The 19,492-nt window shown below is 64.3% G+C and carries 21 protein-coding genes and 1 pseudogene; 15 read left to right on the forward strand and 7 right to left on the reverse strand.

The window, feature by feature from the left end:
* Positions 1–35 precede the first annotated feature (35 nt).
* Both CRO75_RS11685 and CRO75_RS11690 read left to right on the forward strand, forming a co-directional pair.
* Complete coding sequence (locus tag CRO75_RS11685; RefSeq protein WP_097135409.1) at positions 36–932, forward strand: LysR family transcriptional regulator; 897 nt, start codon at positions 36–38, stop codon at positions 930–932.
* A 41-nt stretch (positions 933–973) separates the two neighbouring features.
* A complete protein-coding gene (locus CRO75_RS11690) occupies positions 974–1,519 on the forward strand; it encodes a GNAT family N-acetyltransferase (protein ID WP_097135411.1) in 546 nt (181 codons plus the stop codon).
* Here CRO75_RS11690 and CRO75_RS11695 read toward each other — a convergent pair.
* The gene (locus CRO75_RS11695; RefSeq protein WP_009043724.1) at positions 1,512–2,432 is read right to left on the reverse strand and encodes a carbon-nitrogen hydrolase family protein; all 921 of its coding nucleotides are present in this window, start codon (positions 2,430–2,432) and stop codon (positions 1,512–1,514) included. The two genes, CRO75_RS11690 and CRO75_RS11695, sit on opposite strands and share 8 nt — an antisense overlap.
* Positions 2,433–2,517: 85 nt before the next feature.
* Here CRO75_RS11695 and CRO75_RS11700 point away from each other — a divergent pair, with 85 nt between their 5' ends.
* Positions 2,518–3,453: a LysR family transcriptional regulator gene (locus tag CRO75_RS11700; RefSeq protein ID WP_097135413.1), complete on the forward strand. Its 936-nt coding sequence runs from the start codon at positions 2,518–2,520 to the stop codon at positions 3,451–3,453.
* Here CRO75_RS11700 and CRO75_RS11705 read toward each other — a convergent pair.
* A complete protein-coding gene (locus CRO75_RS11705; RefSeq protein ID WP_007928582.1) occupies positions 3,425–3,679 on the reverse strand; it encodes a hypothetical protein in 255 nt (84 codons plus the stop codon). The two genes, CRO75_RS11700 and CRO75_RS11705, sit on opposite strands and share 29 nt — an antisense overlap.
* Positions 3,680–3,834: 155 nt before the next feature.
* Here CRO75_RS11705 and CRO75_RS11710 point away from each other — a divergent pair, with 155 nt between their 5' ends.
* Positions 3,835–4,155 carry a DUF883 family protein gene (locus CRO75_RS11710; RefSeq protein ID WP_009043722.1) on the forward strand — a complete coding sequence of 107 codons (321 nt, stop codon included), beginning with the start codon at positions 3,835–3,837 and terminating at the stop codon, positions 4,153–4,155.
* Between the two features lie 96 nt (positions 4,156–4,251).
* On the opposite strand, the gene CRO75_RS11715 is transcribed toward CRO75_RS11710, so the two are convergent.
* Complete coding sequence (locus CRO75_RS11715; protein ID WP_097135414.1) at positions 4,252–5,289, reverse strand: Ldh family oxidoreductase; 1,038 nt, start codon at positions 5,287–5,289, stop codon at positions 4,252–4,254.
* Positions 5,290–5,679: 390 nt separating this feature from the next.
* On the opposite strand from CRO75_RS11715, the gene CRO75_RS11720 reads away from it, so the two are divergent.
* The gene (locus CRO75_RS11720) at positions 5,680–6,681 is read left to right on the forward strand and encodes a FecR family protein (RefSeq protein WP_097135415.1); all 1,002 of its coding nucleotides are present in this window, start codon (positions 5,680–5,682) and stop codon (positions 6,679–6,681) included.
* Positions 6,682–6,733: 52 nt separating this feature from the next.
* On the opposite strand, the gene CRO75_RS11725 is transcribed toward CRO75_RS11720, so the two are convergent.
* Positions 6,734–9,082, reverse strand: a complete 2,349-nt coding sequence (locus CRO75_RS11725; RefSeq protein ID WP_097135417.1) for an acylase — start codon at positions 9,080–9,082, stop codon at positions 6,734–6,736.
* A gap of 307 nt (positions 9,083–9,389) precedes the next feature.
* On the opposite strand from CRO75_RS11725, the gene CRO75_RS11730 reads away from it, so the two are divergent.
* Entirely contained in the window at positions 9,390–9,770 is a 381-nt protein-coding gene (locus CRO75_RS11730; protein WP_097135419.1) for a fe2+ zn2+ uptake regulation protein, read from the forward strand.
* A 19-nt stretch (positions 9,771–9,789) separates the two neighbouring features.
* Here CRO75_RS11730 and CRO75_RS11735 read toward each other — a convergent pair whose 3' ends face one another.
* Positions 9,790–9,978, reverse strand: a complete 189-nt coding sequence (locus CRO75_RS11735; protein ID WP_007928588.1) for a hypothetical protein — start codon at positions 9,976–9,978, stop codon at positions 9,790–9,792.
* Between the two features lie 196 nt (positions 9,979–10,174).
* Between CRO75_RS11735 and CRO75_RS33525 the strand changes: the two genes are divergently transcribed.
* Positions 10,175–10,306 carry a hypothetical protein gene (locus tag CRO75_RS33525; protein WP_007928589.1) on the forward strand — a complete coding sequence of 44 codons (132 nt, stop codon included), beginning with the start codon at positions 10,175–10,177 and terminating at the stop codon, positions 10,304–10,306.
* Positions 10,307–10,398: 92 nt separating this feature from the next.
* Here CRO75_RS33525 and CRO75_RS11740 read toward each other — a convergent pair whose 3' ends face one another.
* Positions 10,399–11,316 carry a LysR family transcriptional regulator gene (locus tag CRO75_RS11740; RefSeq protein ID WP_097135421.1) on the reverse strand — a complete coding sequence of 306 codons (918 nt, stop codon included), beginning with the start codon at positions 11,314–11,316 and terminating at the stop codon, positions 10,399–10,401.
* 119 nt (positions 11,317–11,435) lie between these two features.
* Between CRO75_RS11740 and CRO75_RS11745 the strand changes: the two genes are divergently transcribed.
* Positions 11,436–12,431: an aldo/keto reductase gene (locus CRO75_RS11745; RefSeq protein ID WP_097135424.1), complete on the forward strand. Its 996-nt coding sequence runs from the start codon at positions 11,436–11,438 to the stop codon at positions 12,429–12,431.
* 61 nt (positions 12,432–12,492) lie between these two features.
* Here the strand turns inward: CRO75_RS11745 and CRO75_RS11750 are convergent, their stop codons facing one another.
* Entirely contained in the window at positions 12,493–13,023 is a 531-nt protein-coding gene (locus CRO75_RS11750; RefSeq protein WP_009043715.1) for a hypothetical protein, read from the reverse strand.
* A 529-nt stretch (positions 13,024–13,552) separates the two neighbouring features.
* Between CRO75_RS11750 and CRO75_RS11755 the strand changes: the two are divergent.
* From CRO75_RS11755 to CRO75_RS11785, 7 genes and pseudogenes are all read left to right on the forward strand, one after another.
* Positions 13,553–14,009: pseudogene (locus CRO75_RS11755) on the forward strand (SRPBCC family protein).
* 122 nt (positions 14,010–14,131) lie between these two features.
* Positions 14,132–15,958, forward strand: a complete 1,827-nt coding sequence (locus CRO75_RS11760) for a copper resistance system multicopper oxidase (RefSeq protein WP_097135425.1) — start codon at positions 14,132–14,134, stop codon at positions 15,956–15,958.
* Positions 15,955–16,884: a copper resistance protein B gene (locus tag CRO75_RS11765; protein WP_097135427.1), complete on the forward strand. Its 930-nt coding sequence runs from the start codon at positions 15,955–15,957 to the stop codon at positions 16,882–16,884. Before CRO75_RS11760 ends, CRO75_RS11765 begins: the two co-directional genes overlap by 4 nt.
* Before the next feature lie 57 nt (positions 16,885–16,941).
* Complete coding sequence (gene copC, locus CRO75_RS11770) at positions 16,942–17,325, forward strand: copper homeostasis periplasmic binding protein CopC (protein ID WP_097135429.1); 384 nt, start codon at positions 16,942–16,944, stop codon at positions 17,323–17,325.
* Positions 17,326–17,328: 3 nt separating this feature from the next.
* Positions 17,329–18,243 (forward strand): copper homeostasis membrane protein CopD, encoded by a 915-nt coding sequence (copD, locus tag CRO75_RS11775; protein ID WP_097135430.1) that lies wholly within the window; start codon positions 17,329–17,331, stop codon positions 18,241–18,243.
* A gap of 200 nt (positions 18,244–18,443) precedes the next feature.
* The gene (locus tag CRO75_RS11780) at positions 18,444–18,893 is read left to right on the forward strand and encodes a DUF411 domain-containing protein (RefSeq protein ID WP_009043709.1); all 450 of its coding nucleotides are present in this window, start codon (positions 18,444–18,446) and stop codon (positions 18,891–18,893) included.
* On the forward strand, positions 18,890–19,327 hold the full coding sequence (locus CRO75_RS11785; RefSeq protein ID WP_097135432.1) for a YqaA family protein: 438 nt from the start codon (positions 18,890–18,892) through the stop codon (positions 19,325–19,327). Before CRO75_RS11780 ends, CRO75_RS11785 begins: the two co-directional genes overlap by 4 nt.
* The last annotated feature ends 165 nt before the right edge of the window (positions 19,328–19,492 follow it).

A 19,492-nucleotide genomic window follows, 5' to 3' on the forward strand; every position in this document is an offset into this window, starting at 1 on the left:
TCTTTACGGATATTAACGCTCTAATCGAGATCCCCATGGACAACCTCAGTGGCATGCTGGCCTTTGTGCGCACGGTGCAGGCCGGTAGTTTTGTCGGCGCGGCGGAGCGCCTGGGCATCTCCGCTTCGGCGGTGGGCAAAAGCCTGGCGCGCCTGGAAGAACGGCTCGGCGTGCGCCTGCTCAATCGCAGCACCCGGCGCATCAGCCTGACCGACGAAGGCACGCTGTTCTTCGAGCGCTGCCAGCGCATCGTCGGCGAGGTGGAAGACGCCGAAGCCGAGCTGGCGCGTATCAGCGACAAGCCCCGCGGCAAGCTGCGGGTCAGCCTGCCCGCCATCGGCTATCGCATGCTGCTGCCAATCCTGCCGGAGTTCGCCGAACGCTACCCGGAGATCGAACTGGACCTGGACTTCAACGACCGGCTGATCGACGTGATCGCCGAAGGCGTCGACGCGGTGATCCGCAGCGGCGAGCTGGCGGACTCCCAGCTCAAATCGCGCACCCTGGGGCCGTTCCGTTTCGTGCTGGTCAGTGCCCCCCACTACTTCGCCCGCCATGGCCTGCCCGAGTGCCCCCGGGACCTGGAGCGACATGCCTGCCTGCGCTACAAGTTTCCCGGCACTGTGCAATTGCAGGAATGGAAACTGCGCCTGCCCGCCGACGCCCCACCGCTGCTGCTGCGCAGCGCCCTGACCAGCAACAACCTGGAATCACTGATCCACGCCGCCACCCAGGGCCTGGGCATCGCCTTCGTTCCGGACTTCGTGGTGCGTGACGCCCTGGCCGACGGCTCGCTGGTGTCGGTGCTGGACGACTATCAGATCGACAGCGGCAAGTTCTCGGTACTCTGGCCCGGCAGTCGACATCTGCTGCCGAAACTGCGAGTGTTCGTCGACTTTCTCAGCGAACGCCTGGTGCTGGGCGGACGCTGAAACGCCCTTATAAGGCCAATCACAAGGAATGTGCCGCAAGCATGCAACCGATACCCACCCTGTACACCGAACGCCTGATCCTGCGTCCGCTGGAACTGGCCGATGCCGAGGCCGTCCAGCAGCAGTTTGCGCACTGGCAAGTGGTGCAATATCTCAACGCGCGGGTGCCCTGGCCCTATCCTGCCGATGGTGCCCTGACGTATCTGCGCGATCTGGCGCTGCCGGCCATCGAGCGCGGTGAGGAATGGCACTGGTCGATCCGCCTGAAAAGCGCACCGGAACAATTGATCGGCAATGTCAGCCTGATGGACCAGACCGACAACAACCGCGGCTTCTGGCTGGCTCCGGCGTGGCAGGGCCAGGGCTATATGAGCGAGGCCAGCGCGGCGGTCACCGAGTACTGGTTCGAGGTGCTGGGGCGTGAGGTCATGCGGGTGCCCAAGGCCGCGCCGAACCTGGCCTCGCGGCGGATTTCCGAACGCGCCGGCATGCGCCTGATCCGCAGCGACGAAGACGACTTCGTCTGCGGGCGATTGCCCCGTGATATCTGGGAAATCACCCGCGAAGAGTGGCGTCGTCTCAAATGAAACGCACCCCGGCCTTGGCCCGCTCGTCCACCGTCAGCTCGAACACATCCGGACGGGCATAGTGGCCGACCACGTCGTAGTCGTAGCGGGCCCGCACCAGCTCGTCAGTATCGATCTGCGCCGTCAGCAGGCCGGCGCGTCCCACCAGCGGCCCCGCCAGGACCTCGCCCATCGGCCCGACAATCACGCTGCCGCCGGCAATCAGCGGGCGCTCGGCCGGCCAGTTGGCGATCTCCAGCCCCAGTGCCTGGGGTGACGCCTGCACCTGGCAGGCGCTGACCACGAAGCAGCGGCCTTCATGGGCGATGTGGCGCATGCTGACCTGCCACATCTCGCGCTCGTCCACGGTCGGCGCGCACCAGACCTGCACGCCCTTGGCGTACATCGCGGTGCGCAGCAGCGGCATCATGTTTTCCCAGCAGATCACCGCGCCGACCCGGCCGACCTGGGTGTCGAATACCGGCAGGGTCGAACCGTCGCCCTTGCCCCAGATCAGTCGCTCGGTGCCAGTGGGCATCAGCTTGCGGTGCTTGCCCACCAGGCCGTGCTGCGGATCGAAATACAGCGCTGTGCAATACAGGGTGCTGCCAGCGCGCTCGATCACCCCCAGCACCAGGTTGGCCCCGGTGCGCGCCGCCAGGCCGGCCAGGGCCTCGGTCTCCGCGCCCGGCACATCGATCGCATTGGCGAAATAACGGGCAAAGGCTTCACGGCCTTCCGGCAGGCGATAGCCGAGCTGGGTGCCGAAGCCCTCGCCCTTGGGGTAGCCGCCGAGCAAAGCTTCGGGCATCACCACCAGCTGCGCGCCGGCCTCGATGATGGCGGCCTCAAAGGACAGGATCTGCTCCAGGGTATCGGCCTTGCCCCCTGGCAGGGAGCCGATCTGCAACGCGGCGACAACGGACTTGGACATCGGGGAAACTCCTGTGGCGATGAAGTGTTGCCCATTGTCCGGCCCTCGCCGATCATGCAGAAAGCCCCTCCTGATACTGAATGATATGAACCAGATGAATATCGCCCAGGTCGATCTCAACCTGCTCAAGGCCTTCGAAGCCCTGCATGACGAATCCAGCGCCAGCCGCGCCGCCTTGCGCCTGGGCGTCACCCAGTCGGCCATGAGCGCGGCGCTGCGGCGCCTGCGCGAGCTGTACGGCGATCAGTTGTTCGTGCGCACCGGGCGCGGCCTGGCGCCGACCCTGCGGGCCAACCAGCTCAAGCCGGTGGTCAGCGAGGCCCTGAACAAATGCCGGCAGAGCCTGGCCATGGTCGATCCCCATGCCAGCCATTATCAGGGTCGCTCGGTGGCGATCGGGCTGTCGGACGATTTCGAGATTGCCTACGGCCGGCGCCTGATCGAGGAAGTCGCCCGGCGGGCGCCGAAGCTGCGGCTGATCTTTCGCCAGAGCCACAGCCAGATCGTCGGTGAAGCGCTGTTGCAGCGCAGCATCGACCTGGCCATCAGCGCCGGCGGTTTCGCCGAACGCATGCTCAGCCGTCAGGTATTGGGGGAAGGCAGTTATCTGTGCCTGGCGGACCCGGCGAGCATGGGCCCGGGACAGCAGGCCATCGACCTCGACGAATTCGTCGCCCGCGAGCATGTGCTGGTGTCGTCGCAAGGCTTTATCGGGATTACCGACGAGGGCCTGGCGGCCCTGGGGCTGAGTCGCCAGGTCTGCGCCTCGACCACGCATTTCGCCGCGCTGCCCCATCTGCTCAAGGGCAGCCAGGCGGTGGCGACCATTCCGGCCCACGCCGCGCGGAGCATCGCCGAACTGACCGGGCTGGCGCTGCTGCCCTGCCCGCTGGACCTGCCGCGCTACCCCATCGAGCTGGGCTGGCGCACCAGCGCGCAGATCGATCCGGTGGTGCTGAAAGTGCGCGAGGCGATAGTCGCCAGCTTCGAGCTTACTTGTTCGCCGCCATCAGGCGATTGACTTCACTGCGCACCATGTTGGCGTATTCCGGCGGCGACATGCCGTCGAGCTCGGCACGCACCCATTCGGCCCATTTGCCCTTGCGCTTGCCGCGCTCGCCGAACAACCGTGCGGCTTCGCCCTTGGCCTTGCCCAGGTTGCTCTGCCACAGCTCGAACAGACGGGACTTTTCATCTTCGATCTCTGCACGCTCGGCGAGAGTCTTGTTGGCCAGATTGAAGCTCATGGGAATTTCCTGCTGCGTAAAATAGCCGACATCTTACACTGTGACGGCTGGGGTTTTCCCGCCGGCATGGAGCCGGTGGAGAAAATATCTGCAACTTTTCGCCGGCCCCGCGACTCCATTGTTCATCGCATCACTGACCCGCAAGGAGTAACTCAATGGCTCGTAAAACTGCTGCGCAAGCGGCTGACGAACAAATCAAGGACCAGGAATTCAGCGAGCTTCAAGCGTTGATCGAGGAATCGGAAAAGCTCCTGAAAAGCAGCGCATCGCTGGTGGGTGAGGAAGGCGAGAACCTGCGTCAACAGGTCGGGTTGAAGCTCAAGCAGGCACTGGACTCGGTGTCCAGCGTGCGTGAGCGCAGCAAGCCGGTGGTGGACGCTACCGAGCAGTACATCGGCGGCCATCCGTGGCAGACCGTGGCCATCTCCGCCGGCGTCGGCCTGGTGGTGGGCCTGTTGCTGGGGCGTCGTTCGTAACCGGTTTTCTGTAACGACCAGCGCCACCCGCGACCGCTAAAAAAAGGACCAGGCTTGCAGCATGCTTGCCTGGTCCTTGCGTGTTGAACGCGCGTTTTAAAGCCCCGCCAGCTCCCGCAACTGCTTGAGCTCTCCGGCGTCCAGGGCAATCCCCTGTTGCCGGGACTTTTCCCGCTGGCGATGCCGGCGATCCCCCGGCAGGCGCTTGAGCCCCACGCCATGCATCTGGCGAATCAGCTCCTGGCTGCGCTCGGCGAAATTCTGCCCGGCGCCCTTGCTCGGATCGATGACGATCAGCAACTGGCCGGTCCAGGGCGTCTTCGCGCCCGGGTGGTTGGACCAGTCGAACTCGAACGAGAAATTTCCACCGGTCAGCGCCGCCGCCAGCAGTTCGACCATCATCGACAGCGCCGAACCCTTGTGCCCGCCGAACGGCAGCAGCGCGCCGCCTTCGAGAATGGCTTTCGGATCGTCGGTGGGCTGGCCGAGGCCGTCCACGCCCATGCCCGGTGGCAGGCGTTCGCCCTTGCGCGCGGCGATCTGCACGTCGCCATGGGCAATGGCGCTGGTGGCCAGGTCGAAGACAATGGGGTCGCCCCCGGCCTGGGGCGCGGCAAAGGCAATCGGGTTGGTGCCGAACAACGGCCGATCGGCGCCGTGGGGCACCACACAGGTCATGCTGTTGACCACGCTCAGGGCGACCAGCCCTTCCTCGGCGAACGGCTCGACGTCCGGCCACAGCGCGGCGAAGTGATGGGAATTGCGGATGGCCAGAATGGCGATCCCGGCGTTGCGCGCTTTCTCCACCAGCAACGCCCGCGCCGCCGCCAGCGCCGGTTGGGCGAAACCGTTGCCGGCATCGACCCGGACAAAGGCCGGGGCCACGTCTTCGACCACCGGCACAGCCTTGCCATTGACCCAGCCGCTGTCGAGAGTCGACACATAACCGGGAATACGGAACACGCCATGGCTGTGGGCGCCGTCGCGCTCGGCAGCGGCACAGTTCTGCGCGAGGCTGCGCGCCACTTCGGCGCTGGTGCCATGGCGCAGGAAGATCGTTTCCAGCAATTTCACCAGTGCTTCGAGCGACAGGTGTTCCTGCGGTGTTGCAACAACCGGGGGCGATACAGACATCTGGAGCTCCGGATTAATTATTGGAATGGGCTACAGCGCATGAGAAGGCACCCAGGTGGGTGCGCCCGACGATTAAACAACGCTTTGCGCGCGCCCTGTCAACCTCGGCCATGGCCTTGCACAGGCGATGCCAGGAAGAGACAGAGCCGCCACCGACACGCCGTCAGCCGAGGATCGCGCGCCGGAGCTCGGCAAGGTGGCAGTGGCGATGACAGCGGCCAGGGTATTCTTGATCATTTTTTCACTCCCGCTGTGGATACTGCTGACAAAAGTCCTGTGCTTCAGAGGCTTTGCTCCAAAAATAACCCGCACTTTGATATGCATTAGCCATGACGGCGGTTCTACAAGCCTGGCTGCGAAGGGTAGAATGCGCGAAACCAGGAAGAGCCAATGAGCGAACAGCACCTCACAGAAGCCGAATACGACGCCATCACCGATGCCGCCGCGCAGTGGTGCATGCGTCTGCATGCCGCGGACTGTACGGCCGCCGAACGCCAGGCCTTCGAGCAATGGCGCGATGCCCACCCGCTGCATGCCTTCGAATACGAAGCGATGCAGGAAATCTGGGAAGTCGCCGACCATCTGCCACGCCCTCAAGCCACCACCGTCCTGCCCTTGCCGGCGCCGCGCAAACCCTGGCGCGCCTACGGCATGGCCGCGGCGATCAGCGCCCTGGCCTTGCCCCTGGCCGCCTACAGCGGCTGGAACCTGGGCTGGCTGCCCTCCTCCTACGAACATTTCCAGGCCGACGGCAGCATGCGCCAGGTAACCCTGGCCGACGGCAGCCAGGTCGAACTCAACCTGGGCACCGAGCTGACCTACAGCAACTACAAGGACCAGCGCCGGGTCACCCTGAAAAAAGGCGAAGCCTTCTTCAAGGTCAGCCACGACAGCGCCCATCCGTTCGTGGTCAAGGCGGCCAGCGGCCAGGTGCGGGTCACCGGTACCGAGTTCAATGTCTGGATGTACGAGGATCAGGTGCGGGTCACCCTGCTCGAAGGTTCGGTGCTGGTGAACAGCGACAACAGCCACCCCGACGCAGGCTTGCCTCTCGATCCGGGCATGCAGGCACGTTATCGCCAGGGCGATTACCAGCCACTGATCAGCCAGACCGCTGCCAACGACAGTTCACTGGCCTGGCGCCAGGGCAAGTTGGTGCTGGACAACCTGGCGCTCGGCGAGGCGCTGCCGCTGATCAACCGCTACCTCAGCAAGCCGGTGATGCTGGCCGACAGCGCCACGGGCAACATTCGGGTCGGCGGCATCTACGACGTCACCGCGGTCAAGAGCCTGGTGACCACGCTGCCCAAGGTGTTGCCGGTGTACCTGACCCGCAACCAGGACGGCAATCCGGTCATCAACTCGCTGCCAGGCACCGCGCCAAAAAGCTGAAGGCCGCTACCCTCGCGGGTGCGGCCTGCGCTTGACGGCAGATTGAACACGCTTACTGGGTCGCGACCTTGCGCAACCGATCGTCCACCTCGTGAATCACTTGCAACCGATACTGCGGGTCCGCCTGGATCTGCTGCTCGGTGAACGGCAACACACTCCACTGCTTCTTCGAGAACGCCTCGGTCTGGTCCCGCGAGTGCGGCGACGCCGGGTCGCTGGACAGGGAAAACGCCAGCAGGCCCTGGGCATGCGGGCCCTGCTCGTCGAAGGTCACCACTTGCAGGTAACTGGTACCGCTGACCACCTCCCGCTTGCCGTCGGCCGCGGGGATGCTCTGGATCGCGTTGTACACGCCCAGGCTGGCCGGGCCGCCATGAATCGGCGTCTGCCGGCCGCCGCTGCTGACCACCTGGATATCGCCCCAACGGCTGTCGGCCTTCAGGCCCGACTCGGCCACCTGTTGCACCGAGGCCAGCATCGCCGCGCGCAGCGCCTTGGCCACCGGCGGCCGGTCGATCGCCAGGCCGCGCGGCGTGTGCTGCGGGTCCCGCGCGTCGAAGGCCACGCGCCAGCGGTCGTCGACCGCCTCCAGCTGTTCCATGACGTTCTGGAAATGCACCAGGCCCAACCCGCTTTGCAGGTTGGCGCTGCGGTCCCAGGCCTTGAGGCTGGCACACAACGGCGCCAGGGCCTGGGCATCGCTGCCCAGGTCGCCGGCACAGAACTGCAGCAGGTCCGGCATCACCTGCCCGGCCTGGTACACCTGGTCGTCCATCACCATGTGTTTGAGGTCGGCGGCGCTCAGCGGCTCGCCCTTGCCCGTGCCGATCAGGCGATTCAGGGCAAAACGCGCGCGCTGCCCCAGCGGCAGGTCCTGCTGGCTGATCAGCGGCGAGAAGCCTTGCAACGGCGCGGCCGGATTGACCATCCACGCCGAGTCGTTGGAGTTCTGCACGTAATCGCTGCGCAACAGTTGCGGCAACTGGCTGGCCGGGTAGATGCCCTTTTGCGCGGCCGCCGGGTCGATGTCCCAGGCACAGGCCGCGCGGGAACCGTCGAGAATGATCAGCTGGGTGCCGATTCGCGGGTCGCTGCAGTGGGCGAGTTTTTCCGCGCTGACGTTGGGCACCACTGATTGATTCATGTACAGCGTCTGGCCCTGGTCATCCACCGCCAGGGTATTGACCCAGGGAATGCCCTGCAGTTGATGCACCGACGCCTGCAACTCCTTGAGGCTGCGGGCCTGGTTCATCGCGTACCACTGTTGCAGCACCCGGTCGTTTTCCAGGTTGGCATCGCGCAGGCTGTAGGCGAAACGGTTGTCCCAGTCCAGCTTGCCGGGCCACTGCACCAGCGGGCCGAATTGCGAGCTGTAGACACTGTGGCTGACAGTCGTGAGCTGGCCGTCCTCGCCCTGCACCTTGACGCTGACCGTTTGTTTCTCCAGCGGCAGGGACTTGCCGTCGAGCAGGTAGCGGGTCGAGTCCTTGGGGTCCAGTTGCAGGCGGTACAGGGTGAAATGCTTGGAGGTGTCCACCGTGTGGGTCCAGGCCAGGTGCTGGCTGAAGCCGATATTGATCATCGGCAAGCCGGGCAGCGCCGCGCCCATGACGTCCAGCTTGCCGGGAATGGTCAGGTGCATCTGGTAGAAGCGCATGCCGCCCACCCATGGAAAATGCGGGTTGGCCAGCAACATGCCGCGACCATTGAGCGAGCGCTCGCGCCCCACGGCCACCGCGTTGCTGCCGCGGTCCAGGGCGAACCGCTGGCCGCGGGCATCCGCCTGGGCGAAGGCCTGGACCGATGGCTTCAGTTGCGCCGTGGCGGATGGCGGGGTCGCGCCCACCAGGGCTTCGGCGAACTGGCCGACGCCGCCCTCCACCAACAGCCGGCGAGTCAGCTTGACCAGGTCCAGGGCGGTCAACGGCCGTACCCAGTCACCCTGGCACTGCTCGGGCAGGCCCTGGGCCCGGCGCTCGGCCAGGGAGCGGTTATAGCCGGCGACATACCCTTCGATCAGTTGCCGCACCTGCGGCGTCTGCGCCTGCCAGAAGCCGAACACCGCCTGGGGCGTGTTCAGCCAGTTGAAGAACAAATCGCTGGTGAGGGTTTCCCGTTGCTCGACGGTCTGCCGCTGCGGGCCGAAATACTTCGAACGCTCGCCATTGACCGTCAGCACTTCGTTGGCCAGCAAGCACAAGTTGTCCTGGGCATAGGCATAGCCGATGCCGTAACCCAGCCCGCGCTCGTCGGCGGCGCGAATATGCGGGACGCCAAAACCGGTGCGGCGAATATCGGCGCTTGCCTCGCCGCCCTGGACCTCGCGTCCCTGAGCCGCAAGGCTCAACCCGAGAAACAAACCCGCAAGGCAAAACCTGGGCAACTGCCTGGAAATAATCACGCCGACTCCTGATCGAAAAAAACGCAGAACCCGAGCTGGCGCGAGATGCGGCACAAGGACACGGATTCCAGCCTGGAAAGGACGGCACCGCCCGGCATCAGCCAAAGCCCGCCTGCCCTTACAGACGAAACCGCCACGGAAAATTTAACGCCCTCGCGCCAGGCGCCGATCGCCCGGCCAACCTGGCGACGACAAAGCCCTCACAAATTTTCTACAACTGATTCCTCATGATTTGCGCGGCTCGTTCGTCTAGTTATGTGAGAGCACCCGTCATTTTCCTGATCAGGCTCTGAAAAGGAGTTTTTGCATGTACGACCCGCAACTGCCAACGGATGGCCGCACCGCATCACCCGCGTCCTCCCTGAACGCCGGCGCCGGTGTCTTCGGCAAGCAAGCCGAGCGCAACCGCAACGAACGCATCAGGCACCTGCTCAAGAGCTTCGGCCTGCGCACCAGCCTGATTCGCCTGAAAGTCATCGATGCCTTGCTGCAGGCAGCCGAAAGCCAGCGCGCCCTGGGGGTGCGAGGCATTCACAGTCATTTGCTGGAGCTGGATATCCCGCTGTCGTTCCTCAGCGTGCGCGAGGTGTTGAAGCGGCTGTGCAGCGAAGGCGTGATCACCCTCAATGCGGACAAGAGCTTCAGCCTGCATCAACAGGCTGAAGCCATACTCGACGGCCGCGACTGAGGCCGCCGGGGGGTGTCTCTCAAGGCTTGACCTTGCGCCGCATCACGCCATTGATCACGACCACGGTCACCGCCACGCCAATGGCGATGTACTGGAACATTTTCTCGGTGATCATTCCGGCGTTCTGCAGGTAAGAAAGGCCAAGCATGATTCCCAGTACCACCAGGGAAATCACAATCGAATAGATCAAGCGTTGCTTCTGGGTCATTGCGGGTTCCTGAACCTGTAAGGTGCGGCCTGAAAATGCCGCGTGTAAATGTATCGACTCTGTATCGAAACAGATGCCAAACGCCTACCGAGAATCGGGGATGGACGCGGGCGAACGGGGTCTCATGTTACAGCCGCCGAAGAGTTTTCGCTGCATCGCGGCGGTTTTAACCCGAGAGCCCTTTGAGGACTGCGCAATGTTCCGTCGAATCACCCGGCTGATTCCCCTGCTGGCGATGCTGGCCCTGTCCGGCTGCATCATCTTCCCTCACGACGGCTGGCATCACCGCCATTACGATGGCGGCCCCGGCTACTACTACCACCGCTAAGTCATCCAGTCCGCCTGTATTTCCCCCCTTGTAACCCACCACGAAATTGCCCGACGCCCGCCTCGCCGCGGGCGTCTGTCTTTACTGTCGAGCTACACCAGCCGGGTGTTGTGAATCCCCGGTTGGGCGAACAGCTCCACCAGCCAGTCGACGAACACCCGGACCCGCGTCGACAGGTGCCGGTGAGGCGGGTACAGCGCGCTCAACGGCAGCCTGGGTGGCGGGATGTGCCGGAGCACTTCGCTCAGGCGACCTTCGGCCAGCTGCTGGGCGACGTGATAGTAAGGCGTCTGCACCAACCCATAGCCGGCCTCGCAGGCGGCCAGGTAGCCATCGGCGCTGTTGACCGACACCTGCTTGGGCAACTCAGGCAACAGCACCTGGCCCTGCACCTCGAACTCCAGGCCATAACGCTTGCCGCTGACGCTGGAGAAATACTCGATCATCTGATGCCCGGCCAGGTCGTCCAGGCTCTGCGGCACACCGCGCTGGCGCAGGTAGGCGGGGCTGGCGCACGTCACCTGCTCCAGCGCCAGCAACGGCCGGGCCACCAGCGAGTCGTCGAGGCACAGGCCGCCGCGCAATACGCAGTCCACCCCTTCGCGGATCAGGTCCACCGGCCGGTCGTTGAGGCCGATTTCCAGGTCGATCAACGGGTAGCGCTCGGAGAACGCCGGCAACGCCGGGATCACCACCAGCCGCCCGATCCCCGCCGGCATGTCGATGCGCAAGGTGCCACGCGGGTTGTGGCGCGCCACGGAAAACACCGCCTCGGTTTCCTCAAGGTCCGCCAGCAGCCGCACGCAGCGCTGGTAATAGGCGGCGCCGTCCAGGGTCGGCGTGACCTGGCGGGTGGTGCGCAACAGCAACTGCACGCCCAGATGCGCCTCCAGCTGTTTGATCAGCACCGTCACCGAGGCCCGGGGCATCTGCAGGCTGTCGGCGGCCTTGGCGAAACCGCCGAGGTCGACGATTCGGGTGAACACACGCATGGCATTAAAACGGTCCATTGGCTTGGCCTGTCACGGATTATTTAGAAATCACGAATAGTGATAGCGCTTTTAGCCGGTTTATCTTGTTTTTGTCGAGAAGAACAATGGCCGCCACCCCATCCACTGGAGCTTTTCCTATGCAAACCCGTCAATTGGGCAAGAACGGACCGCAAGTGTCAGCCATCGGCCTTGGCTGCATGGGCATGACCGATTTCTATACCACCGGCACCGATACCCGGGAAGCCACCGCCACCTTGCATCGCGCCCTGGAACTGGGGATCAACCTGCTGGACACCGCCGACATGTACGGTCCCCACAGCAACGAAATCCTGATCGGCCAGGCGATCCGCGGCAAACGCGACCAGGTATTCCTGGCCAGCAAGTTCGGCATCGTCCGCAACCCCGGCGACCCGGCGGCGCGCGGAGTGAACGGCCGCCCCGACTACATTCGCCAGGCGATCGACGGCACCTTGCAGCGCCTGGGCGTGGACACCCTGGACCTGTATTACCAGCATCGCATCGACCCGGACGTGGCCATTGAGGAAACCGTCGGCGCCATGGCCGAGCTGGTGCGGGCCGGCAAGGTCCGCTACCTGGGGCTCAGCGAAGCCTCGGCGGCAACGCTGGAGCGGGCCCACAAGGTGCATCCGATCAGCGCCCTGCAAAGCGAATATTCGTTGTGGAGCCGCGACCAGGAAGACAACGGCTGCCTGGCGGCCTGCCAACGCCTGGGCATCGCCTTTGTGCCCTACAGCCCGCTGGGGCGAGGTTTTCTCACTGGCGCCCTGAAGAGCCCGGAGGATTTCGCCGCCGACGACTACCGGCGTTTCAGCCCGCGCTTCCAGGGTGAGAACTTCACCAGGAACCTGCTGCTGGTGGAACAGGTCAAGCAACTCGCGGCGGCCAAGGGCATCACCGCCGGGCAACTGGCCCTGGCCTGGGTGCTGGCGCAGGGCGATTACCTGATCCCGATCCCGGGCACCAAGCAACGCAAGTACCTGGAGGAGAATGTCGCCGCGCTGCAGGTCCGCCTCGGCGCCGACGAACTGCGGACCCTGGAACGGATCTTCAGCCCCGACGCCACCGCCGGCGAGCGTTACCCGCAAGCGGTGATGGCCTTGCTCGACCGGTAAACAGCCCGCCACAAAAAAGGCCCTCGACCGGTTGATCGGTCGAGGGCCTTTGTTTGTCGCCTCACGCCTTGGCGGAGTGATTCTTGTCGGTCACCGTGGTGCCGTTGCCCTTGCCGTAGCTTTGCAGGTTCTGCAGCACGTAGATGGCTTTCTTGTACTCGGGGATCAGGTAGCTGGCGTACTTGTTGCCCTTGAGGTTGTTGGTCTGGATGTTGTCCAGCTGGATCGCGAAGTACTCCAGGGCATTGAACTTGGCATCCGGGTCGGCCTGCACGCCGAAGCGGTCGAACTTGTCGCCGGCGTTGAGCAGGGTCATCGCCGTCACGTCGCTGATCAGCCCCTTCTGCTTGAGGAAGGTGCTCATGTTGCCCAGCTGCTTGGCGCTGACATTCTCCGGATCGAAACCCTTGATCTGCTTGTGCAGCTTCATTTCGTCCATCTTGAACACGTTCAGCGCCAGCGGGTTCTGGCCGACCAGGGCGAGCATCTGCTTGACCTTGACGCTCTGGCTGACCGGCTTGCCGCGGGTGCCAGTGTCCTGCACCAGCAGACCGGCTTTGCTGGTCCAGCCGCCGACATATCCAATTGTCATAAAAGACTCCTGTGTACGGGCTTTTCCATGGCCTTATATCCACTTGCACAGCCAACTAGAGGGTTGCGCAAATTCAACTAATAAGCGTCTGAAAAGCCTGATTGAGGGAAAACGATGCCCGTGAGTATCGGCGCGCCAAAGCACCTCTCCAACAAATATTTCGGCTTTTTACAATTTTTGTACATTTCCGATACAAATGCCTGGAAGCCACGGTTTTTCTAGCTGAAACAATTGTTTAACAATCCAACCCGTGACAACTAAGCGACAACTTACAGCTATTAATGTACCGAATGGTTAGTTGCGATCAGATGATCTTCCAAGCATTTATGACGCTATCTTGCGGGGATCTTCCACGACATTGCCGCGCGACGCCCCAACTGTGCATGGTGCCCTCCCCTTACAACGAGAAAAGCCGTGCATCACCCTCTTGATGAGCCACCTCGAAGCCCGCTGAATGGTCGATTTACGCGCCTCCATGGCAGGCGCGCAGGCAACTATATTTGATGCTCCTACTGCAAGGAGGTGCATCATGGAACAACGTCAGCAGCACCTTTTGGACGAGCTCATCTTCCATGAGCTCTACATCGACGCGCCGATCGATACCGTCTACTACTACGTGACTCAGCCGGATCGCTGGCACGAGTGGCATCCCGCTTCCCTGCGCGCCGACACCGGCCTGGCTGGCTCGTTGCCGGCGGGGCATCGCTTCAGCAAAACCATCGATCTGCTCGGCCTGCAGATCCACATGAGCTGCCGGGTACTGGTCGCGGTATTTCCCAAGGAGTTCAAGATCGTCTTCAGCTCTGCGCCAGCAGACGGCTCGATCCACTATCAGTTGTGCAAATACGGGGACGGAACCCCTGTTCAAGCGCACCCTGCACTACTGCTCCGACCTCAACCTGCTCAGCCTGCGCCCGCGTATCGAGCACTTGTCCCAACTGGCCATGGCCAACCTCAAGCGCAACCTGGAAAAGATCGCCCACTGATCCGGCAACGGGTGGCGCGGCGCTGGCTGACAAATCTGTAATCTTCACCTCAGTTTTCTGACAGGCCGCGCCGCTTAAGGTCGCCTCATACCTGACCAGCAGGATCGAGGGAGCCTTGGGGCATGCATGTGAAACCCACACGACGCAGTTTTATCAAGGGCCTGGCCGCCGGTGGCGTACTGGCCGGCACCGGGCTATGGCAACAGCCGCTCTGGGCACGCAGCGAGGACGGTCAGCTGCCCGCCCTCAGCGGCCAGCAGTTCGACCTGTTCATCGGTGAATCCCAGGTCAACTACAGCGGCACGTCGCGCACCGCGATGACCATCAACGGCGGCCTGCCCGGCCCGCTGCTGCGCTGGCGCGAGGGCGACACCGTGACCATCCGGGTGCGCAACCGCCTCAAGGAGGACACCTCGATCCACTGGCACGGCCTGATCCTGCCGGCCAACATGGACGGCGTGCCGGGCCTGAGCTTCCACGGCATCGCCCCCGGCGGCCTCTACGAATACCGCTTCAAGGTCCGGCAGAACGGCACCTACTGGTACCACAGCCACTCGGGCTTGCAGGAACAGGCCGGAGTCTACGGGCCACTGGTGATCGAGGCCCGCGAGCCGGAACCCTTCCAGTACGACCGCGACTACGTGGTGATGCTCAGCGACTGGAGCGACGAGGCGCCCGAGCGCCTGATGCACATCCTGAAAAAGCAGCCCGGCTACTACAACTTCCACAAGCGCACGGTCGGTGACTTTATCGAGGACGTCAGCCGCGACGGCTGGGCGGCCACCCTCGCCGATCGCAAAATGTGGGCGCAGATGAAAATGACCCCCACCGACCTGGCGGACGTCAGCGGCTATACCTACACCTACCTGATCAACGGCCAGAGCCCCGGCGGCAACTGGACCGGGTTGTTCAAACCGGGCGAGAAGCTGCGCCTGCGCCTGATCAACGGCTCGGCCATGAGCTACTTCGACCTGCGCATTCCCGGCCTGAAGATGACCGTGGTCGCCGCCGACGGCCAGTATGTGCAGCCGGTCAGCGTCGATGAACTGCGCATCGCCGTGGCGGAAACCTACGACGTGCTGGTCGAGCCCGGTTCGCAGGAAGCCTACACCCTGTTCGCCCAGGCCATGGACCGCAGCGGCTACGCCCGCGGCACCCTGAGCCAGCGCCCGGGGCTGAGTGCGCCCGTGCCGCCGCTCGACCCGCGGCCGCTGATCAGCATGGCCGACATGGGCATGGACCATGGCAGCATGGCTGGCATGGGTGCCATGCCCGGCATGGATCATGGCCAGATGCAGGGCATGGACCACAGCCAGATGCAGGGGATGGATTCCAGCAACATGACCGGCATGGACCACAGCGGCATGGCCGGCATGTCGGGCATGGACCACGGCGCCATGGGTGGCGCCATGCAAAGCCACCCGGCCTCGGAAGACGGCAACCCGCTGGTGGACATGCAGACCATGAGCCCGACGCCGAAACTCGCCGACCCGGGCATCGGCCTGCGCAATAACGGGCGTCGGGTACTGACCTACGCCGACCTGCGCAGCACCTTCGAAGACCCCGACGGGCGCGAACCGAGCCGCACCCTCGAGCTGCACCTGACCGGGCACATGGAGAAATTCGCCTGGTCGTTCGACGGCATCAAGTTCAGCGACGCTGAGCCCCTGCGCCTGACCTATGGCGAGCGGGTACGCATCACCCTGGTCAACGACACCATGATGACCCACCCCATCCACCTGCACGGCATGTGGAGCGACCTGGAAGACGAACAGGGGCGCTTCCTGGTGCGCAAGCACACGATCGACATGCCACCGGGCAGCAAGCGCAGCTACCGAGTGACCGCCGATGCCCTGGGACGCTGGGCCTATCACTGCCACCTGCTGTTCCACATGGAGATGGGCATGTTTCGCGAAGTACGCGTGGACGAAGCCGGGAGCGCCGCATGATGCCGAAAAATGCCTTGAGCCTGTTCGCCACCCTGCTCGGCCTCGGCACCGCCACCCTGCAGGCCGCCGAAAGCATGGATCACTCCAGCATGGACCATTCGTCCATGCCGGCCTCCTCCATGCAAGGCAACCCGATGCCGGGCATGGACCACAGCCAGATGACCGGCATGGACGGCGAACCGCTGCAGACCATGGAACCCGCGGCGCCCAGCCAAAGCCGCACGCCGATCCCGGTACTCACCGATGCCGACCGCCGCGCCGCCTTCCCGCCGGTGGCCGGCCACGGCGTGCACGACAAGGCCATCAACTCGCTGTGGCTGGTCGATCGCCTGGAATACCAGGACGCCGATGACGGCAGTGCCCTGGCCTGGGAAATGAACGGCTGGATCGGCGGTGACATCGACCGGCTGTGGCTGCGCAGCGAGGGCGAGCGCACTAACGGCCGGACCGAAAACGCCCAGGTCGAAGCGCTCTGGGGCCATGCCATCGGCCCCTGGTGGGATGTGGTCAGTGGCGTGCGCCAGGACTTCAAGCCCGGCGCGCCGCAGACCTGGGCCGCCCTCGGGCTGCAAGGCATGGCCCTGTACAACTTCGAAAGCCAGGCCACCGCCTACCTCGGCGAAGGCGGCCAGAGCGCCCTGGAATTCCAGGCCGAATACGACATCCTGCTGACCAACCGCCTGATCCTGCAACCCAACGCGGAGGTCAGCCTGTACGGCAAGAACGACCCGCAACGGGGCATCGGCTCGGGGCTCTCCTCGCTGGAGGCCGGCCTGCGCCTGCGCTATGAGCTGCACCGCCAGTTCGCGCCCTACGTCGGCGTGACCTGGAGCCGCAGCTACGGCAAGACCGCGGACTACGCCCGAGAAGAAGGCGAAGACAACAGCGAAGCCCGCCTGGTGCTCGGTGTGCGCCTGTGGTTCTGACTTCCCTTCAATAGATAACTAAAAACATCACGCGGCCAATGCCGCCTGGAGCCTTGCATGTCCTACCTCAAGCATCTCGCCATCGCCGTCACTTTCGGTGCCGGCCTGACCCTCGCCGGCGTCGCCCAGGCGCACCCCAAGCTGCTGGCCTCGACCCCAGCCGAAGGCGCCAAGGGCGCGGCACCGGCGAAGATCGAACTGCAATTCTCGGAACCCCTCACCACCAAGTTTTCCGGGGCTCGGCTGCTGATGACCGGCATGCCCGGGATGAGCCACGCACCGATGCCGGTCAAGGCCAGCGTGGCCGGCGGCAGCGATCCGAAAAGCATGATCATCAGCCCCACCACCCCGCTATCGAAGGGCAGCTACAAAGTCGAGTGGCGGGCGGTGTCCGCCGACACCCATCCGATCACCGGCAACCTGACCTTCGAAGTCAACTGAGCCATGGGCGAACTCATCAACGTCGCCCTGCGTTTTGCCCTGTACCTCGACCTGACGCTGCTGTTCGGCCTGGCGCTGTTCAGCCTTTACGGGCTGCGTGGCGCGCAGAGCCAATGGCGTTTTCGCCGGTCCCTGGCGACCGCCCTGGTGCTGGGCGCGCTGCTGTCGGGCGCCGCGCTGCTGCAGCTGGCGCTGTCGATGAGTGGCGCGACAAGCCTGGCCGAACTGGACCCGGCGCTGCTGTCTGCGCTCATGCTGGAAACCGCTGTCGGCCAAAGCTGGCTGCTGCGCCTGGCGGCGTTGCTGCTGGCGGGCGTGCTGCTTCTGTTCAGCGGTGGCTGGCCGAGGTTCACCCTCTACAGCCTGATTCTGTGCACGGCGGCAGCCCTGGCCAGCCTGGCCTGGGGCGGCCACGGGGCGATGAGCGAAGGTGGCCGGCATTACCTGCACCTGGGCAGCGACATCCTGCATTTGCTGGGTGCCGGCGCCTGGTTGGGAGCACTGGCGGCTTTCGCCCTGCTGCTGCGTCGTGACGCCTGCGAAGACGAACCGCATGCAGGCCACCTGCTCGATGCCCTGAAGGGGTTTGCCAGCCTGGGCACGCTGATCGTGATCGTCCTGACCATCAGCGGCGTGCTCAACTACCTGCTGATCGTCGGCCCGGACCCGGCAACGTTGAGCGCCAGCACCTATGGCCTGCTCCTCAGCCTGAAGGTGGCGGTGTTCGCCAGCATGCTGGTGTTCGCCGCGTTGAACCGCTTCCATCTGGTCCCGCAGCTGGAACTGGCGCTGCACCATGGCTCACCCGCAGCGGCCCTGCCTGCCTTGCGTCGCAGCATGCTCCTGGAACTGGCGGCGGCCCTGCTGATTGTCGGCCTGGTGGCCATGCTCGGCATCCTGAGCCCGGCTCCCGAATGAACGCCTATCGCGGGCATGCTTCTGTAGGAACGAGGCTTGCCCGCGATGAACGATAACGCGCAGGACCAGACAACCCGAATGGCCAGCACTTGGTATAACGTTGAAACACAAGCGCCGCGCTCGAGAAAAGTAGCAAAATACACCACCCTGTCGGCCCAACACCGCGCCCCCGAGGCGCCCTGATGATCAAGAGACTTCCTATGCACAACACTCTGCGCCTGGCAGCCCTGTCTGCCCTGCTCGTCGGCTCCCTGGCCCAGGCCGCCGACCTGATCCCGATCGATGTGCACCGCGACGCCAACTGCGGTTGCTGCAAGAAATGGATCGAGCACCTGCAAGCCAACGGCTTCAAGGTCAACGACCACGTCGAAAGCAACATGAGCGAAGTCAAGCAGCGCCTGGGCGTGGCCCCGCGCCTGGCGTCCTGCCACACCGCGGTGATCAACGGCAAATTCGTCGAAGGCCATGTACCGGCGGACCAGGTGCTGGCCCTGAGCAAGCGCGATGACCTGCTCGGCGTCGCCGCCCCCGGCATGCCCATGGGCTCGCCCGGCATGGAAATGGACGGCATGCCCGCCGACGCCTACCAGGTCATCGGCCTGACCAGGGACGGCAAGGACGTGGTGGTCGCGGACTACCCGGCCCATTGATCTTCACCGCCTGCCTCGGCCTGTTCCTGGCGGCCTTCGGCGCCGCCACCCTGCTGCCGCTGCAATCCGAGGCCGTGCTGGTGGGGCTGCTGCTCAACGGCCAGCACCCGGTCTGGCTGCTGCTGGCCGTGGCCACCCTCGGCAATGTCCTGGGGTCCCTGGTGAACTGGTGGCTGGGCCAGCGCCTGGAACACTACAAGGACCGCCGCTGGTTCCCCGTCGGCCCACGCCATCTGCAACGGGCCCGCAACCATTACCAGCGCTACGGCCATTGGTCCCTGCTGCTGAGCTGGCTGCCGATCATCGGCGACCCGCTGACCCTGGTGGCCGGAATCATGGGCGAACCGCTCAAACGCTTCCTGCTGATCGTCACCCTGGCCAAGGGTGCGCGCTATGGCGTGCTGGCCTGGATGACCCTCGGCTGGTTCGGTTGAGCTGACGGGGCACGCCTCCAGGCTCATAAGCATGACCACGAAGGGAACGTTTCGCCCTGGCGATGGCCTCTGCTTATTTCAGGTTTTCCCTATAGATCACAAACCGCCTCTATCAGTAACGTCCCGAAGCCAACTGCAAATTACTCGTCTCCTCATGGAGGCTTT

Source organism: Pseudomonas sp. LAMO17WK12:I10 (assembly GCF_900215185.1).
Taxonomy (GTDB): Bacteria; Pseudomonadota; Gammaproteobacteria; order Pseudomonadales; family Pseudomonadaceae; genus Aquipseudomonas; species Aquipseudomonas chlororaphis.

What these genes read in the sequence shown, in the direction of transcription:
- CRO75_RS11715 (WP_097135414.1), bottom strand. Translation starts at nt 5,289, where the DNA reads ATGTCTGTATCGCCCCCGGTTGTTGCAACACCGCAGGAACACCTGTCG.
- CRO75_RS11730 (WP_097135419.1), top strand. Translation starts at nt 9,390, where the DNA reads ATGTACGACCCGCAACTGCCAACGGATGGCCGCACCGCATCACCCGCG.
- CRO75_RS11695 (WP_009043724.1), bottom strand. Translation starts at nt 2,432, where the DNA reads ATGTCCAAGTCCGTTGTCGCCGCGTTGCAGATCGGCTCCCTGCCAGGG.
- CRO75_RS11780 (WP_009043709.1), top strand. Translation starts at nt 18,444, where the DNA reads ATGCACAACACTCTGCGCCTGGCAGCCCTGTCTGCCCTGCTCGTCGGC.
- CRO75_RS11720 (WP_097135415.1), top strand. Translation starts at nt 5,680, where the DNA reads ATGAGCGAACAGCACCTCACAGAAGCCGAATACGACGCCATCACCGAT.
- CRO75_RS11745 (WP_097135424.1), top strand. Translation starts at nt 11,436, where the DNA reads ATGCAAACCCGTCAATTGGGCAAGAACGGACCGCAAGTGTCAGCCATC.
- CRO75_RS11685 (WP_097135409.1), top strand. Translation starts at nt 36, where the DNA reads ATGGACAACCTCAGTGGCATGCTGGCCTTTGTGCGCACGGTGCAGGCC.
- CRO75_RS11765 (WP_097135427.1), top strand. Translation starts at nt 15,955, where the DNA reads ATGATGCCGAAAAATGCCTTGAGCCTGTTCGCCACCCTGCTCGGCCTC.
- CRO75_RS11710 (WP_009043722.1), top strand. Translation starts at nt 3,835, where the DNA reads ATGGCTCGTAAAACTGCTGCGCAAGCGGCTGACGAACAAATCAAGGAC.
- copC (WP_097135429.1), top strand. Translation starts at nt 16,942, where the DNA reads ATGTCCTACCTCAAGCATCTCGCCATCGCCGTCACTTTCGGTGCCGGC.
- CRO75_RS11760 (WP_097135425.1), top strand. Translation starts at nt 14,132, where the DNA reads ATGCATGTGAAACCCACACGACGCAGTTTTATCAAGGGCCTGGCCGCC.
- CRO75_RS11735 (WP_007928588.1), bottom strand. Translation starts at nt 9,978, where the DNA reads ATGACCCAGAAGCAACGCTTGATCTATTCGATTGTGATTTCCCTGGTG.
- CRO75_RS11740 (WP_097135421.1), bottom strand. Translation starts at nt 11,316, where the DNA reads ATGGACCGTTTTAATGCCATGCGTGTGTTCACCCGAATCGTCGACCTC.
- CRO75_RS33525 (WP_007928589.1), top strand. Translation starts at nt 10,175, where the DNA reads ATGTTCCGTCGAATCACCCGGCTGATTCCCCTGCTGGCGATGCTGGCC.
- CRO75_RS11690 (WP_097135411.1), top strand. Translation starts at nt 974, where the DNA reads ATGCAACCGATACCCACCCTGTACACCGAACGCCTGATCCTGCGTCCG.
- CRO75_RS11750 (WP_009043715.1), bottom strand. Translation starts at nt 13,023, where the DNA reads ATGACAATTGGATATGTCGGCGGCTGGACCAGCAAAGCCGGTCTGCTG.
- CRO75_RS11705 (WP_007928582.1), bottom strand. Translation starts at nt 3,679, where the DNA reads ATGAGCTTCAATCTGGCCAACAAGACTCTCGCCGAGCGTGCAGAGATC.
- copD (WP_097135430.1), top strand. Translation starts at nt 17,329, where the DNA reads ATGGGCGAACTCATCAACGTCGCCCTGCGTTTTGCCCTGTACCTCGAC.
- CRO75_RS11700 (WP_097135413.1), top strand. Translation starts at nt 2,518, where the DNA reads ATGAACCAGATGAATATCGCCCAGGTCGATCTCAACCTGCTCAAGGCC.